Genomic DNA, 16421 nt, shown 5'->3' with positions numbered 1-16421 from the left:
GCGCGGGGGGGGCCCCCCCGGGGGGGCCGCCCCCCCCCCCCCCCCCCGCCGCGCCCCGGGCGAGCCTCCCCGGACGCTCGCCCGCGTCGCGCCGGCGCAGGAACCCGCCCCACCCGCCTGAAAGGAACTTCCACCCGTGACGGAAATCCTGCCGCCGGAACACGGCCGCGTAGAACCGGTCGACATCCAGCAGGAGATGCAGAACTCTTACATCAACTACGCGATGAGCGTCATCGTCGCGCGCGCCCTGCCGGACGTGCGGGACGGCCTCAAGCCGGTGCACCGCCGCGTGCTGTACGCGATGTACGACTCCGGCTTCCGCCCGGACCGGGGGTACGTGAAGTGCTCCCGCGTCGTCGGCGAGGTGATGGGCAACTACCACCCGCACGGCGACTCGGCGATCTACGACACCCTGGTGCGCCTGGCGCAGCCGTGGGCGATGCGGCACCCGCTGATCGACGGGCAGGGCAACTTCGGTTCGCCGGGCAACGACCCGGCGGCCGCCATGCGGTACACCGAGTCGCGGTTGAAGCCGTTGGCGATGCACATGCTCGCCGACATCGAAGAGGACACCGTCGACTTCTCCGACAACTACGACGGTCGGACCCAGGAACCGGACGTCCTCCCGGCCCGCATCCCGAACCTGCTGGTCAACGGCGGTAGCGGCATCGCGGTCGGGATGGCGACGAACATCCCGCCGCACAACCTGCGGGAAGTCGCCGACGGCGTGGTCTACCTGCTGGAGAACCCCGAGGTCGACGACGAGACGCTCCTCGAAGAGCTGATCAGGCTCATCAAGGGGCCGGACTTCCCGACCAGGGCGCTGATCCTCGGCACCAACGCCATCGCGGACGCGTACCGCACCGGCCGCGGCTCCATCAAGATGCGCTCGGTCGTCTCCGTGGAGGAGGACGCGAAGGGCCGCACCTCGCTGATCGTCACCGAGCTGCCCTACCAGGTCAACCCGGACAACTTGATCGAGAACATCGCGGCCATGCACCGCGACGGCAAGCTCACCGGCATCTCGGACATCGCCGACGAGTCCAACAGCCGACGCGGCATGCGCATCGTCATCACCTTGAAGCGGGACGCGATCCCGAAGGTGGTGCTGAACAACCTCTACAAGCACACCCAGCTGCAGACCACGTTCGGCGTGAACATGCTGGCGTTGGTCGAGGGCGTGCCGCGCACGCTGCGCCTCGACCAGGTGATCCGGTACTACGTCACGCACCAGATCGAGGTCATCGTCCGGCGCACCCGCTTCCGGCTGCGCAAGGCCGAGGAGCGCGCCCACGTGCTGCGCGGCCTGGTCAAGGCGCTGGACGCGCTGGACGCGGTGATCGCGCTGATCCGCCGGTCGCCGACCGTGGACGAGGCCCGCACCGGGCTGATCGGGCTGCTCGACGTCGACGAGGTGCAGGCCGACGCGATCCTGGAGATGCAGCTGCGGCGGCTGTCCGCGCTGGAGCGCCAGAAGATCATCGATCGGCTCGCCGAGCTGGAGCTGGAGATCGAGGACTACAAGGACATCCTCGAGAAGCCGGAGCGGCAGCGGCAGATCATCCGCGACGAGCTCATGGAGATCGTCGAGAAGTACGGCGAGGACCGCCGCACCAAGATCGTGCCCTACGAGGGCGAGGTCTCCATGGAGGACCTCATCGCCGACGAGGACGTCGTCGTCACGATCACCCGCACCGGCTACGCGAAGCGGACCCGCACCGACCTGTACCGCGCGCAGAAGCGCGGCGGCAAGGGCGTGCAGGGCGCGCAGCTCAAGCAGGACGACATCGTCTCGCACTTCTTCGTCTGCTCCACGCACGACTGGATGCTGTTCTTCACGAACAAGGGCCGGGTGTACCGGGCGAAGGCCTACGAGCTGCCCGAGGCGAACCGCACCGCCCGCGGCCAGCACGTGGCGAACCTGCTCGCGTTCCAGCCGGACGAGCACATCGCCCAGGTCATGCAGATCAAGGACTACACCGCCGCCCCGTACCTGGTGCTGGCCACCAAGGCGGGCCTGGTGAAGAAGTCCCGGCTCACCGACTTCGACTCGAACCGTTCGGGTGGACTCATCGGGGTGAACCTCAAGGACGAGGACGAGCTGGTCGGCGCGGTGCTGTGCTCCGAGGAGGACGACCTGCTGCTGGTCTCCGCCGAAGGGCAGTCGATCAGGTTCCACGCCACCGACGAAGCGCTGCGCCCCATGGGCCGCGCCACGTCAGGCGTGCTCGGCATGCGGTTCAACGCGGGCGACGAGCTGCTCGCGATGGGCGTCGTCCGGGCCGGCCGGTTCGTGCTGGTCGCCACCGACGGCGGTTACGCCAAGCGGACGGAGATCGACGACTACCCGGTCCAGGGCCGCGGCGGCAAGGGCGTGCTCACCGTTCAGTACGACCGCAAACGTGGGAGGCTTGTCGGGGCGCTCATCGTCGACCTGGACGATGAGCTCTACGCGATCACCTCCACCGGCGGCGTCATCCGGACCACCGCCAAGGAGGTTCGCAAGGCAGGCAGGCAGACGAAGGGGGTGCGTCTGATGAACCTGGGCGACGGGACTTCGGTGGTGGCCATCGCGCGCAGCGCCGACGAGGCCGCCGATCCGGACGCCGCCGGGCCTGAGCCGACGAAGTAGCGACCGCCGATGACGATCATGAAGGATCTCTCGTGACATCTTCCGAGAAGCCGGAGCGTCCGGACGGGCACCCGGGTGACCAGGATGCCGAACCGACCAACGGCCAGAACTCCCAGCACACCTCGGTGATGACCGGGCAGACCGCTGCGACCGGGGGCGACGGCGACACGTCGGCCGCGGCCGACGGCAACGGCGAGGCGAGCTCGAAGCCGAACGGTTCGGAGACCTTCGAGGGCACCGAGGCGCCGCCGCCGTGGCAGCGCACCGGAGCCGGGGCCGGCAGCGCCGACGGCGGTGCCGAAGCCCAGCCCGGTTTCGACACCGCGCAGACCCAGGGGATCCCGAAGCCCGGGCACGACCAGGAGACGGTCCGCACCGAGATCCCGAAGCAGGGAGCGGACGGCCGCACCGCGGTGAACTTCGGCGCGGCCGCTCGGCCGGGCGCGCAGTCCACCAGCGCCCGCCGGCCCAGCAGGGGACCGCGGCGGGCGAGCCTCCAGGTCAAGCGGCTCGACCCGTGGTCGGTGCTGAAGCTGGCCCTGGTGCTCAGCGTGGCGATGTTCTTCGTCTGGATGATCGCGGTCGCCGTGCTCTACGGGGTGCTCGACGGCATGGGCGTGTGGGACTCGCTGAACGGCACGTTCACCGAGCTCACCTCGCCGGAGGACGCCGCCAGCGAAGAGCTGATCAGCGCGGGCCGCGTGTTCGGCGTCGCCTCCATCATCGGGGCGATCAACATCGTGCTGTTCACGGCGCTGGCGACGGTGAGCGCGTTCATCTACAACGTGGCCGCCGACTTCGCCGGGGGCGTGGAAGTCACGCTGTCCGAGCGGGAGTGACCGGTCCGGGGGGGGGGGGGGGGCCCGCCCCCCCCCCCCCCGGGCCCCCCCCCCCGGCCCGCCGCGCGCCCCGGCACAGCCGCGCGCACCTCCCCGGCACGCCCGCGTTCCGCCGAGCAGCCGAAGTGGACCTCCGCCGAGCACCGGCGTGGCGGGTTTACGAACCGCGCCGAACTCCGCCGGTCCGCGCCCGACTCGGGCGATATCCCCAGTTCGCGGCCCCGCGCGGCCGCCCCTCGCGTCCGTCCGCACCACCCGCCTGGCAGACTGGTCGCGGGCCTTCCCAGATCGTGCGGCGTGCTCGTGCTGTTCGGGCGCGTACTGTGATCAACGGCCGTTCCGGGGACACCTGGAGCGGCCGATCATCCGGGGCATCAGATCGCGGGCGCTCCGCCCTGCGCGTGCCGATGTCCCGCCCGCATTCCGTAGACAGTGGACAGGAGACCGACGCACCGTGGCACCTCCGGCCGGGCAGATCCGCCCAGGGCGTTACCTCGCGATCTTCGCGCTGATCGTCGTGGCGTTGTACGGATTGGTATTCCTCACCGGCGATCAGAAGCCCGACCCGAAGCTGGGCATCGATCTCCAGGGCGGCACCCGGGTGACGCTCACCGCGCGCACCCCGGACGGCCGGCCGCCGACGCAGGAGTCGCTGACCCAGGCGCGCCAGATCATCGAGACCCGCGTCAACGGCATGGGCATCAGCGGTTCCGAGGTGAACCTGGACGGCTCCAACCTGGTGATCACCGTGCCCGGCGAGGGCGGCGACCAGGCCAAGCAGCTCGGCCAGACCGCGGAGCTGAGCTTCCGCAAGGTCGTGCCGAACATGGTGGCGCCCGCGCAGGCCCCGCCGCCGCAGCCGGGCCAGCCCTCCGGGACCGCGCCGCAGGCCGCCCACGCCCAGCAGCCCGCCGACCCGGAAGCCCAGCAGGCGGCGATCGACGAGGCGAAGAAGACCCGGCAGAGCACCGACCCGAACGTGCAGATGCAGGCCCTCGCGGCCCTGGACTGCAACGCCGAGGACCCGCTGCGCGGCAACGCCGACCCGAAGCTCCCGCTGGTCGCCTGCGACCAGCAGAAGGCGCAGAAGTACGTGCTGGAGCCGGTGTTCATGGAAGGCACCGACATCGCCAACGCGGCGGCCCAACCGCCGAACCAGCAGGAGCCGAACTGGACGGTGAGCCTGGACTTCACCGCCGACGGGGGCAAGCGCTGGGCGGACTTCACCTCCGCCAACGTCGGCCAGCAGGCCGCGTTCGTGCTCGACGGCGAGGTCGTCTCCGCGCCGACGATCAACGTGGCGCTGCTCGGCGGCAACGCCTCCATCAGCGGCAGCTTCAACCAGCAGTCCGCGACGGACCTGGCCGACGTGCTCAAGTACGGCTCGCTGCCGCTGGCGTTCGACCAGTCCGAGGCCGAGACGGTGTCGGCGACGATGGGCGTCGCCGCGCTGGAGGCCGGTCTGATCGCCGGTGGCATCGGCCTGCTCCTGGTCGCGGTGTACTGCCTGGCCTACTACCGGTTGCTCGGCGTGCTCACGGTGCTGTCGCTGGTGCTCTCCGGCGGCATCGTCTACGGCGTGCTCGTGCTGCTCGGGCGGTGGATCGGCTTCACCCTCGACCTGGCGGGCATCGCCGGGTTCATCGTCGCGATCGGTATCACCGCCGACTCGTTCATCGTGTTCTTCGAACGGCTCAAGGACGAGATCCGCGAGGGCCGGACGTTCCGCTCCGCGGTGCCCAGGGCGTGGACCCGGGCGCGGCGCACCATCCTGTCCGCCGACGCGGTGAGCTTCCTGGCCGCGGCCGTGCTCTACGTGCTCGCGGTCGGCCAGGTGAAGGGCTTCGCGTTCACCCTCGGCATGTCGACGGTGCTCGACCTCGTCGTGGTGTTCCTGGTGACGCACCCGCTGGTGGCGCTGGCGTCGAAGAACAAGTTCCTGTCCAAGCCCTCGGTGTCCGGCCTCGGCGCGACGCAGCGCTACGCCGCCCAGCAGCGCTCCGCGCGCTCCCGGGGTGCTTCCAGCGCGAAGGAGGCCTGACGGTGGTCATCCACAGCACCGCCGGCGACGGCGGAAACCGGCGCGCGAGCGTCTTCGAACGCCTCTACATCGGCAACGGCGCCTTCGACATCGTCGGCAAGCGCATGCGCTGGTACGTGTCCCTCGGGCTGCTGGTGCTGGTGTGCATCGGCGCGATGGGCCTCAAGGGCTTCAACCTGGGCATCGACTTCGAGGGCGGCACCAAGCTGCAGGTCCCGGCCGTCGGCGCGCAGGGCCCGATCAGCGAGGACCAGGTGCAGGAGGCGTTCACCGAAGCACTCGGTCACCCGGCCGAGACGGTGCAGCTGGTGGGCACCGCGAACAGCCAGACCATCCAGGTCCGCACCGAGTCGCTGAACACCGCGCAGGTCTCCGAGGTCAAGGAGACGATGTTCCAGCGGCTCCAGCCGCTGGGCGCCGACGGCGAGCCGAGCCCGGCCGCGGTCAGCGACAGCGCGGTCAGCGGCACCTGGGGCGGGGAGATCACCCAGCAGGCGCTGCTGGCGCTGGGCGTGTTCCTGGTGCTGGTGACGGTGTTCCTCGCGTTCTACTTCGAGCGCTGGATGGCGGTGGCGGCGCTGATCGCGCTGCTGCACGACGTGGTGGTCACCGCGGGCATCTACGCGCTCACCGGCTTCGAGGTCACGCCGAGCACGGTGATCGGCCTGCTCACGATCCTCGGGTTCTCGCTGTACGACACGGTCGTGGTGTTCGACAAGGTGAAGGAGAACACCCGCGGGCTGCTCGGCCTGACCCGCCGCAGCTATCCGGAGGCCGCGAACCTCGCGGTGAACCAGACGCTGATGCGCTCCATCAACACCTCGGTGATCGCGCTGCTGCCGGTGATCGGCCTGCTCGTGGTCGGCGCCTGGCTGCTGGGCGTGGGCGTGCTGCGGGACCTGGCGCTGGTGCAGCTGGTCGGCATGATCGCCGGTGTGGTGTCGTCGATCTTCCTGGCGACGCCGCTGCTGGTGGACTTCAAGATGCGGGACCGCCGGTACCGGCAGCAGGCGGCGAAGGTCGCCCAGCGCCGGGAGCGCGGTTCCGCGAAGGAGACCGGCGAGCCTTCGGACGAGCAGGCCGAGGAGGGCTCGGAGCGGACCCTGGCCGGCGCGTCCAGCGCCGCGGGCAAGCGCGCCGCGCGCTCCGACGCCCCGCAGAACCGGCGGCGGCCCGCGGGCAAGTCCAGCCGCCCGACCGGGAAGAAGCGGCGCTGATGGCGGGATCGGACGGCGTGCGGGTGCTGCACCCCGCGCTGGAGCAGGCGGCGCGGCTGATCCGCGAGGTCCCGGACTTCCCGGAGCCCGGAATCCTGTTCCGCGACATCAGCCCGCTGCTGGCCGACGGGGAGGCGTTCGCGGCGGTCGTGACCGCGCTCGGTGACGGCCTGGAGTTCGACGTGGTGGCCGGGGTCGAGGCCCGCGGCTTCCTGCTCGGCGCCGCCGTCGCGCACGCGCGCGGCACCGGGGTCGTGGGCTTGCGGAAGCCGGGCAAGCTGCCGGAGGTCGCCGACCGCGTGGACTACCAGCTGGAATACGGCTCGGCGAGCCTGGAGCTCCCGGCGGCCACCATCAGTGCTGGTCAGCGGGTTCTCGTGGTGGACGACGTGCTGGCCACCGGCGGCACGCTGCGCGCGGCCTGCGAGCTGCTCGGCCGCGCCGGCGCGAAGGTGGTGGCCTCGTCCGTGGTGTTGGAGCTCACGGCGCTCGGCGGCCGGGACCGGATGGATTCGGACGTGCAGGCGCTGCTGGCGGTGTGAGGATCTTCGGCCCGGCTGATCGGTCCTGGTGAAGTTTTCCCGTCGACTCGAAGCTGAGAGTGACCGTTCAACGTTTCGGGGGACGGCCGGGGAAGGGTGATAGCCCGAACGGCGTTATTCTCGATGCCCGGGTCGTGACCACTTCAAGATCCGGGTGCAACGTCCCCTCCATGCCCGGGAGCGCGCGGTGAGCCAAGACGTCGAGTCTCCTGCCCCAGCAGCAACCGAGCAGGTGCGTCCCGCCTCGGCGACCAGGCGGGTGCGCGCCCGCTTGGCCAGACGGATCACGGCGCAGCGCGCCGCGGAGGTCAAGCAAGTGCTCGAACCGCTGGCCGCGGTGCACCGCGAGCTGCACCCGCACGCGGATCTGGCGCTGCTGCAGCGGGCCTACGACGTGGCCGAGGACAAGCACAGCCACCAACGCCGCAAATCGGGTGACCCGTACATCACCCATCCGCTGGCCGTCGCCACCATCCTGGGTGAGCTGGGCATGGACACCACGACGCTGGTGGCGGCGCTGCTGCACGACACGGTCGAGGACACCGACTACTCGGTGGAGCACCTCAGCGCGGACTTCGGCGACGAGGTGTCGCACCTGGTCGACGGCGTCACGAAGCTGGACAAGGTGAAGCTCGGCGCTGCCGCCGAGGCCGAGACCATCCGCAAGATGATCATCGCGATGGCCCGCGACCCCCGCGTCCTCGTGATCAAGCTGGCCGACCGGCTGCACAACATGCGCACCATGCGCTTCCTGCCGCCGGAGAAGCAGGCCCGCAAGGCCCGCGAAACCCTCGAAGTGCTCGCGCCGCTCGCGCACCGGCTGGGCATGGCCACCATCAAGTGGGAGCTGGAGGACCTGGCCTTCGCCATCCTGCAGCCGAAGAAGTACGACGAGATCGTGCGGCTCGTCGCCAACCGCGCCCCGTCCCGGGACACCTACCTGCGCACCGTCACCGACGAGCTGTCCGGGCAGCTGGAGACCGCGCGGCTGGCCGCGAAGGTCGAAGGGCGCCCGAAGCACTACTACTCGATCCACCAGAAGATGATCGTCCGCGGCCGCGACTTCGACGACATCCACGACCTGGTGGGCGTGCGGATCCTCGTCGACGAGGTGCGCGACTGCTACGCCGCGATGGGCGTGGTGCACGCGCTGTGGCAGCCGATGCCCGGCCGGTTCAAGGACTACATCGCCCAGCCCCGCTTCGGCGTCTACCAGTCGCTGCACACCACCGTCATCGGTCCCGAGGGCAAGCCGCTGGAAGTGCAGATCCGCACCAGCGAGATGCACCGCACCGCCGAGTACGGCATCGCCGCGCACTGGCGCTACAAGGAGACGAAGGGCCGCAACGGCAGCGGCGGGCAGGCCGGCGTCGAGGTCGACGACATGGCCTGGATGCGCCAGCTGCTGGACTGGCAGCGGGAGGCCGCGGACCCGGGCGAGTTCCTGGAATCGCTGCGCTACGACCTCGCCACCCGCGAGATCTTCGTGTTCACCCCCAAGGGCGATGTGATCACGCTGCCGTCCGGGTCGACGCCGGTGGACTTCGCCTACGCGGTGCACACCGAGGTCGGGCACCGCTGCATCGGCTCCCGCGTCAACGGCCGGCTGGTCGCGCTGGAACGCAAGCTGGAGAACGGCGAGGTCGTCGAGATCTTCACCTCCAAGGCGGAGGGGTCCGGGCCCAGCCGGGACTGGCTGTCGTTCGTCGCCTCGCCCCGGGCCAAGGCGAAGATCAAGCAGTGGTTCGCGAAGGAACGCCGCGAAGAGGCCATCGAGCACGGCAAGGAGGCGATCACCAAGGAGATCCGGCGGCTCGGGCTCCCGGTGCAGCGCCTCGTCACCGCCGACTCCATCGCCGCCGTCGCCCGCGAACTGCACTACGTGGACGTCACCGCGCTGTACGCGGCGGTGGGGGAGCGGCAGGTCTCCGCGCACCACCTGGTGCAGCGGCTCGTCGCGCTGATCGGCGGCGTGGAGCAGGCCGAGGACGAGATCGCCGAGCGCTCCACCCCGTCCACCGTGCAGCAGCGCCGCCGCAGCACCGGCGACTCCGGGGTCGTGGTCAAGGACGCCGGGGACGTGTGGTCCAAGCTCGCCCGCTGCTGCACCCCCGTGCCGGGCGACGAGATCCTGGGCTTCGTCACCCGCGGCGGCGGGGTCAGCGTGCACCGCACCGACTGCACCAACGCCGACGACCTGCGCAAGTCGCCGGAGCGGCTGGTCGAGGTGTACTGGGCGCCGTCCTCGTCCTCGGTGTTCCTGGTGGCCATCCAGGTGGAGGCGCTGGACCGGCACCGGCTGCTGTCCGACGTGACGAAGGTGCTCGCCGACGAGCGGGTGAACATCCTGTCCGCCTCCGTCACCACCTCGAAGGACCGGGTCGCCGTGAGCCGGTTCTCGTTCGAGATGGGCGACCCGAAGCACCTCGGCCACGTGCTCAAGGCGGTGCGCAACATCGAAGGCGTCTACGACGTTTACCGGGTCACCTCGGCGGCGTGAAGGTCAGGCCGTGATGTCGATCCGGTCGTAGCCGCGGAGGGCGAAGGCGGCCGAGCGGCGGGGGCGCTCCAGCAGGGCGAAATCGGGGAAGCGGGCGGCGAACTCGGCCAGCACCACCCCGATCTCCAGCCGGGCCAGCGGTGCGCCCAGGCAGTAGTGCATCCCGATGCCCAGCGCCAGGTGCGGGTTCGGCGTGCGGGTCAGGTCCAGCTCGTCCGGTGCCGCGAACGCGGTCGGGTCCCGGTTCGCCGCGCCCAGCAGCACCACGACCTTGTCGCCCGCCTCGACGCGGGTCCCGGCCAGCTCCACCGGGCGCACGGCGGTGCGCTCGAACAACTGGTTCGGGGTGTCGTGGCGCAGCAGCTCGTCCACGGCGGTGGCGACCGCGTCCGGCCCGAGCCCGCGGAACAGGCGCCACTGCGCGGGCCGGTCGTGCAGCGCGACGACGGCGTTCCCGATGCCGTTCACGCTGGCCTCGTGCCCGGCCATCAGCAGCAGCGCGCACGTCGCCACCAACTCGTCGCGGTCCAGCGCGCCGGTGCCGACGAGCGCGCTGAGCGGGTCGACACCGGGGTGCGCGCGGCGGTGCTCGACGTGCTCGGTGACGTGCCCGCGGAACTCGCCGGCGGCCAGCTCGGCGTCCCGGCGGCCCGCGTCGTCCAGCTCCGGCTCGTACATCCGCACGATGCGGTTCGACCAGTTCCGCAGCAGCGGGCCTTCGGCAGGCGGGAAGCCGAGCAGCGCGGCGATCACGTCCACCGGCACCGGCCCGGCCAGCGCGGACATCAGCTCGGCGCGGCCGTGCTCGTCGATCTCCGCGCGCAGCCGGTCCAGGCGCGGGCGGACGAGCTCGGTGGTGGTGGCGCGCATCGCGGCCACGGCGCGGCGGTGGAACAGCGGGGCGACGGCGGCGCGCAGCCTGCCGTGCAACCGCTCGTTCTCCAGCATGCTCAGCCGGTGCAGCGCGTTGAACGCCTCGAACTCGGCCAGCGGAACCCGGTCCACCCACACCCGCCGCAGGTCGCGGTGGCGCAGCACCGCCGAGCACAGCTCGTGCGAGACGGCGACGTGCGCGCCCCACGCCTCGTGCCGGTGCAGCGGTCCCCGTTCGCGCAGCGCGCGGAAGACCGGGTACGGGTCCGCGACGAAACCGGGATCGGCCGGGTCCAGCGCCGCCACGTCGATCACCTGCGCACCTCCGATCGGACCGAGCCTAGGCGTCCCGGACGCGTCCGAGTAGGCCCGGAACGGCGAAGGGCCGCGGAACCGTCCGGTCCCGCGGCCCTCCGCAGACGTCGCGAGCGGGTCAGGCGACCTTCGCGCTGTCGATGTGCACCGGCAGCTTCGGCTTGCCGTCGCCCTGACCGGTGTCGTCACCGGCCGCGGCCACCTTGTCCACGACCTGCAGGCCGGGCTCGCCGACGGTACCGAACACCGTGTAGTTCGGCGGCAGCTGCGAGTCGCCGTAGACGATGAAGAACTGGCTGCCGTTGGTGTCCGGCCCCGAGTTCGCCATCGCCAGCGTGCCCCGCGGGTACGTCGGCTGGGAGTCGACCTCGTCGGCGAACGAGTAGCCGGGGCCACCGGAACCGGTACCGGTCGGGTCGCCGCACTGCAGCACCTTCAGGCCCTCAGTGGTGGTCAGCCGGTGGCAGTCGGTGTCGTCGAAGTACTTCGACTCCGCCAGGTGCGCGAAGTTGTTCGCCGCGCACGGGGCCTTCGCGTGGTCCAGCGTCACCGGGATGTCGCCCTGGCCGGTGCTCAGCGTCACCTGCTGGGTCTTCGGCGCGTCGGCACCCGGGGACTCCGGCGGGTCGACCGGCTTCGCCGCGGGCTGGCCGGGCGTCGGCTGGTAGGTGCACGTCGGCGCGGCCTCCGACTCACCGCTGCTGTTGATGAAGTACACGACGCCCGCCACGGCCAGGATGACCACCAGCACCGTGGCGCCGAGGGTCATCATCCGACGTCGCTTCGCCTGCTCCGCACGCCGCTCCAACTGCCGTTCGAGCTTGCGCTTGGCGTTCTGGCGACGTTGTTCGTTGCTCGGCACCTGCTCCCTCCCCGGGGGCTCCGACACGATCAGGACACCTGGAGTTTATGGGCCGCCCGGTTCCACGGAACCGGCAGACCGTGCGGGACGATGTTCTAGGCTGAACAGGCCACGGCCCGCCCGTCCGCGGCGGTCGATGATCTCGTGTTGGACGACGAAAGGCGCACGCGTGCTGGTGCTCGGGTTCCCCGCCGGACCTCTGCAGGCGAACTGCTACCTGCTCGCCGCGGGCGACGGCGCGGACTGCGTCATCGTCGACCCCGGCCAGGAGGCGACCGAGGCGCTCGACGAGCAGCTGCGCGAACACCGGCTGAACCCGGTGGCGGTGCTGCTCACCCACGGGCACTTCGACCACGTCTTCTCCGCGGGCGAGGTGTGCCGCGCGCACGACGTGCCCGCGTGGATCCACCCGGCCGACCGGTACATGCTCACCGACCCCGCCGCCTCGATGGGCCCGCAGGGCGCGGAGCTGTTCGCGGCGCTGCCGCCGCTGGTCGCGCCCGGCGACGTCCGGGACCTCGGCGACGGCGACGTGCTGGAGCTCGCCGGGCTCGACATCGGCGTCACGCACAGCCCCGGCCATACCGGCGGGTCGGTGCTGTTCGGCGTCGGCGCGGACGAGGGCGGCCGGCTGCTGCTGGCCGGGGACACCCTGTTCGCCGGTGCCATCGGACGCACCGACCTGCCCGGCGGCGACCACTCGACGATGCTGCACACGCTGCGCACCCGCATCCTGCCGCTCGTCGACGACACGGTCGTCCTGCCCGGCCACGGACCCACCACCACCATCGGTCGCGAGCGCGCGAGCAACCCGTTCCTGCAGGACCTGGTTTCCGCCGACCGGTGACCCACCCCAGCTTGAGGACAGCGAAGCACCCCTGATGAGCACCTTCACCGCCCCCAAGGGCATTCCCGAGTACTACCCGCCGGAGTCCGCCGGGTTCCTGGCCGTGCGCGACGCGCTCGCCGACGCGGCCCGTCGCGCCGGGTACGGCCACATCGAACTGCCCCTGTTCGAGGACACCACCCTGTTCGCGCGCGGCGTCGGCGAATCGACCGACGTGGTCAGCAAGGAGATGTACACCTTCGCCGACCGCGGCGGCCGCTCGGTCACGCTGCGCCCCGAAGGCACCGCGGGCGTGATCCGCTCGGTCATCGAGCACAGCCTCGACCGCGGGCAGCTCCCGGTGAAGCTGCAGTACGGCGGCGCGTTCTTCCGCTACGAGCGGCCGCAGGCCGGGCGCTACCGGCAGCTGCAGCAGGTCGGGGTGGAGGCCATCGGCGTGGACGACCCGGCGCTGGACGCCGAGGTGATCGCCATCGCCGACGAGGGCTACAAGCGGCTCGGCCTCACCGGCTACCGCATCGAGCTCAGCTCGCTCGGCGACGCCACCTGCCGGCCGGACTACCGCGCGAAGCTGCAGGAGTTCCTCGGCAGGTTGCCGCTGGACGAGGCGACCCGGCAGCGCGCCGAGCTGAACCCGCTGCGGGTGCTCGACGACAAGCGGCCCGAGGTGCGCGAGCTGGTCGCCGACGCCCCGCTGATGGTGGACCACCTCTCGGCGGAGTCGAAGGAGCACTACGAGCAGGTCAAGCAGCACCTGGCCGACCTGGGCGTGGGCTTCGTGGAGAACCCGCGGCTGGTGCGCGGCCTGGACTACTACACCAAGACGACCTTCGAGTTCGTGCACGACGGGCTCGGCGCCCAGTCCGGCATCGGCGGCGGTGGCCGCTACGACGGGCTGATGGCGGAGCTCGGCGGCGCGGAACTGTCCGGCATCGGCTTCGGCCTCGGCGTGGACCGCACGCTGCTGGCCTGCGAGGCCGAGGGCATCGAGGTCGGGGACCGCACCCGGTGCGACGTGTACTGCGTGCCGCTGGGCGAGTCCGCGAAGCGGCGCCTCGTCACCGTCGCCGCTGGTCTGCGCGACGCCGGGGTGCGCACCGATATCGCCTACGGCGGCAAGGGGCTCAAGGGCGCGATGAAGGCCGCCGACCGCTCCGGTGCCCGGTTCGCGCTGGTGCTCGGCGAGCGCGACGTCGAAGCGGGCAGCGCGCAGCTCAAGGACCTCGGCAGCGGTGAGCAGCGGTCCGTGCCGCTGGACGAGCTGGTGCCCCAGGTCGCCGCGGCCGTGGCGGAGCTATGACCGAGCCCGCGGACGTCCCGGCCGAGACCGTCGAACTGGACCTGCTCGACCGGGCCACCGTGCGCAAGCGCGCCCGTAACGTGGTGATCGCCGCGCTGGTCGTGGCCGCCGCGTTCGGCGGCGTCGTCGGCCTCGTCGCGGGCCCGGCCGGGTTCGCGGTGGGCGCGGCGGTGGTGGCGGTGCCGCTGCTGCTGCTCGCGCTCGGTGAATCCCGCAAGACCACGTGGCTGCGCGGCGGCGAGGTCTCGGTGCGCGCGCTCGGCACCCGGACGGTGGACCTGCGGACGGCGGACCGGCTCGACCTGGTGATCACCGACGTGCGCGGGATGCGGACGGTGAGCCTGCTGGTCGGCGGACCGCCGAAGGGCAAGGCCGTGTCGGTGGCGCTGGCCATGTACGCGGGCACCGGCGGGCGCGAGCTCGGCGTGCTCGCGCTGCGGCGCATCGCCGACGCGCTGGCGTCCATCGGGGACACGCACGCGCTGGTGCTCTCCGAGCTGGTCGTGGCGCAGCTGAAGTCCGAGGCCAGGGGCGACGGAGCGGCGGCCCGCCCGCTGTACCGGCTCGCCTCGCTGGCTCCGCAGGGGCGGATGGCGCAGAAGCTGAACCCGCAGGCCGTCGCCGGTTTCGTCACGACCCTGGACTGAGCGGCTCCGCCCGGGTGCACGGCCCTCGAACGGGGTTCGCGCACCCGGGCCACTCGCCGGTGCTCAGGCCGTCGGCGGCTGCGGGCGGGAGCGGTGGTGGACACGGGACGTGGCGCTCTCCGCCGCCGCGGCACCGGCCCGCTCGGCCGCGCTCGCGCGGTCGGCACCACCGGTCTCCCTGGCCGCGACGAGCGCCGCGATCAGCGTGGTGATCGGCACCGCGGCGACCAGGCCGATGCTGCCCACCAGGGTGCGCACCACCTCCTGGGCGACCGCCTGGGTGCTGATGATCTCCCCGAAGCTGCGGCCCGACAGCGAGTACGCCAGCAGCAGCGGCAGCGACGCACCCGCGTAGGCCAGCACCAGGGTGTTCACCGCCGAGGCCACGTGGTCCCGCCCGATCCGCAGTCCCGCCTGGTAGAGCTTCCGCCAGCCCATCGACGGATCGGCCCGCTGCAGCTCCCACACCGCGCTGGTCTGGGTGACCGTCACGTCGTCGAGCACGCCCAGCGCGCCGATCACGATGCCCGCCAGCAGCAGGCCGCGCGCGTCGATCGGCGTGCCCAGCGCGGCGATGAGGCTGGAGGTGTCGTCGTCCAGCCCGGTCAGCTGCGTCGTCGCCGAGAACAGCGCGCTGAGCCCGCCGATCAGCGCCAGGCTCAGCAGCGTGCCGAGTACCGCCGTCGAGGTGCGCGCGGAGAACCCGTGCGTCAGGTACAGCACCACGAACATGATCAGGCCGGAGCCGACCACGGACACCAGCAGCGGGTTCTCCCCGGCCAGGATCGCGGGCAGCACGAACCCGATCAGCACCACGAAGCTCAGCACCAGCGCGCCCAGCGCGGCCAGGCCCTGCCAGCGCCCGAGCAGCAGCACCGCGACCGCGAACACCAGGCCGAGCACCAGCAGCGGACTGCCGCGCTGGAAGTCGACCACCTGGAAGGACGATTCCTCCTCCGGGTTGGCGCCCGCGTAGGACAGCACCACCCGGTCGCCGACGGCGAACCGCGGAGTGCCGGGTTCGACGGGCATCACCTGGGCGATGGTCCGGCCCGGGGTCGGCCCGTCCGACATCCGCACCTGGAGGGTGACGCAGCCGCCGGTGTCGCCGCAGCCGCCCGCGGCGGAGGCCACGACCTCGCCGTTCACCGGGTACTGGCCGAGGCCCAGGTCGGCGCCGGTGCGCTGCTGGTGGCCGAACGGGTAGAGCAGCGCGGTGCCGATGATCGCGGCGAGTGCGAACGGCACCAGGGCGATGGCGAGCAGGCGCTTGACGGTGCGGGAGGCGGGAGGACCGTCGTGTCCGTGTCCGTGTCCGTGTCCGTGTCCGTGTCCGATGGCGGTGGCGCCGGTGCTCGGGCCGGGGTCGCCCGCGGCCGGGGGCGTCGTCCCGCCGCCCGCCGCGGGAGCGGCGTGGGCTCCGGTCCGCTCGGTCTCGGCCCGGTCGCCCGGTGGGCGGCGCCGCGCGCGCGGTCGGCCGGGGTCAGCACCGCCGCGTTCGGCGTTCCGCCCGGGAGAGCCGCGTCCGGGAGTTCCGGCCCGTCCGGGATCGCCGTCCGGCCTGCGCTGCCCGCCGCGTCCGGGTTCGCGGGTGCCGGGTTCGGCGCCGCCGGGCTGGCCGCTCGCGGAGTCGCCGCCGGGTTCGTCGCCCCCGGGTCGGCCGCCGCGACCCGGTTCGTCGGGTCGCCGCCGCCGGGCGCGCGGTCCGGTCGCGTCGGGATCGGCCGGGCGGCCCGGTGGCGCGGGCTGCGGTCCACCGGGTTCGCCGGATCGGGGCGCGGGCCGCGATCGGGGGCCGGGCGGCGG

General features: G+C 72.1%; 12 protein-coding genes and 1 pseudogene. 10 read left to right on the top strand and 3 right to left on the bottom strand.

From position 1 onward, the window contains the following. The first annotated feature begins 136 nt into the window (after positions 1-136). The 6 genes from gyrA to LCD31_RS08085 all read left to right on the top strand — a co-directional run bounded on the left by gyrA (position 137) and on the right by LCD31_RS08085 (position 9771). Positions 137-2632, top strand: coding sequence for a DNA gyrase subunit A (gene gyrA / locus LCD31_RS08110; protein ID WP_224957016.1), 2496 nt, complete (start codon positions 137-139; stop codon positions 2630-2632). A gap of 32 nt (positions 2633-2664) precedes the next feature. Next, complete coding sequence (locus LCD31_RS08105) at positions 2665-3471, top strand: DUF3566 domain-containing protein (RefSeq protein WP_224957015.1); 807 nt, start codon at positions 2665-2667, stop codon at positions 3469-3471. A 454-nt stretch (positions 3472-3925) separates the two neighbouring features. After that, entirely contained in the window at positions 3926-5512 is a 1587-nt protein-coding gene (gene secD, locus LCD31_RS08100) for a protein translocase subunit SecD (RefSeq protein ID WP_224957014.1), read from the top strand. Beyond that, positions 5509-6729, top strand: a complete 1221-nt coding sequence (gene secF / locus LCD31_RS08095; RefSeq protein WP_255614726.1) for a protein translocase subunit SecF — start codon at positions 5509-5511, stop codon at positions 6727-6729. Before secD ends, secF begins: the two co-directional genes overlap by 4 nt. Then, entirely contained in the window at positions 6729-7271 is a 543-nt protein-coding gene (locus LCD31_RS08090) for an adenine phosphoribosyltransferase (protein WP_224957012.1), read from the top strand. The genes secF and LCD31_RS08090 overlap by 1 nt, the downstream gene beginning before the upstream one ends. A gap of 187 nt (positions 7272-7458) precedes the next feature. Next, positions 7459-9771: a bifunctional (p)ppGpp synthetase/guanosine-3',5'-bis(diphosphate) 3'-pyrophosphohydrolase gene (locus LCD31_RS08085; protein ID WP_224957011.1), complete on the top strand. Its 2313-nt coding sequence runs from the start codon at positions 7459-7461 to the stop codon at positions 9769-9771. A gap of 3 nt (positions 9772-9774) precedes the next feature. Here the strand turns inward: LCD31_RS08085 and LCD31_RS08080 are convergent, their stop codons facing one another. Further along, positions 9775-10959, bottom strand: a complete 1185-nt coding sequence (locus tag LCD31_RS08080; protein WP_224957009.1) for a cytochrome P450 — start codon at positions 10957-10959, stop codon at positions 9775-9777. 118 nt (positions 10960-11077) lie between these two features. Then, positions 11078-11821: a peptidylprolyl isomerase gene (locus LCD31_RS08075; protein WP_224957008.1), complete on the bottom strand. Its 744-nt coding sequence runs from the start codon at positions 11819-11821 to the stop codon at positions 11078-11080. A 169-nt stretch (positions 11822-11990) separates the two neighbouring features. Here LCD31_RS08075 and LCD31_RS08070 point away from each other — a divergent pair, with 169 nt between their 5' ends. From LCD31_RS08070 to LCD31_RS08060, 3 genes are read left to right on the top strand one after another with little or no spacing between them, the layout of a single operon-like run. Further along, a complete protein-coding gene (locus LCD31_RS08070; protein WP_224957007.1) occupies positions 11991-12668 on the top strand; it encodes an MBL fold metallo-hydrolase in 678 nt (225 codons plus the stop codon). A 34-nt stretch (positions 12669-12702) separates the two neighbouring features. Then, positions 12703-13968: a histidine--tRNA ligase gene (gene hisS, locus LCD31_RS08065; RefSeq protein ID WP_224957006.1), complete on the top strand. Its 1266-nt coding sequence runs from the start codon at positions 12703-12705 to the stop codon at positions 13966-13968. Continuing rightward, a complete protein-coding gene (locus tag LCD31_RS08060; protein ID WP_224957005.1) occupies positions 13965-14615 on the top strand; it encodes a hypothetical protein in 651 nt (216 codons plus the stop codon). Before hisS ends, LCD31_RS08060 begins: the two co-directional genes overlap by 4 nt. A 63-nt stretch (positions 14616-14678) precedes the next feature. On the opposite strand, the gene LCD31_RS08055 is transcribed toward LCD31_RS08060, so the two are convergent. Further along, entirely contained in the window at positions 14679-15863 is a 1185-nt protein-coding gene (locus LCD31_RS08055; RefSeq protein WP_308011235.1) for a YibE/F family protein, read from the bottom strand. Positions 15864-15920: 57 nt separating this feature from the next. On the opposite strand from LCD31_RS08055, the pseudogene LCD31_RS08050 reads away from it, so the two are divergent. Beyond that, positions 15921-16421: pseudogene (locus LCD31_RS08050) on the top strand (hypothetical protein); the annotation flags it as partial.

The sequence above is a fragment of the Saccharopolyspora sp. 6M genome (genome assembly GCF_020176775.1).
GTDB classification, from domain to species: domain Bacteria; phylum Actinomycetota; class Actinomycetes; order Mycobacteriales; family Pseudonocardiaceae; genus Saccharopolyspora_C; species Saccharopolyspora_C gregorii.
This window is presented reverse-complemented; position numbering and strand designations above follow the sequence as displayed.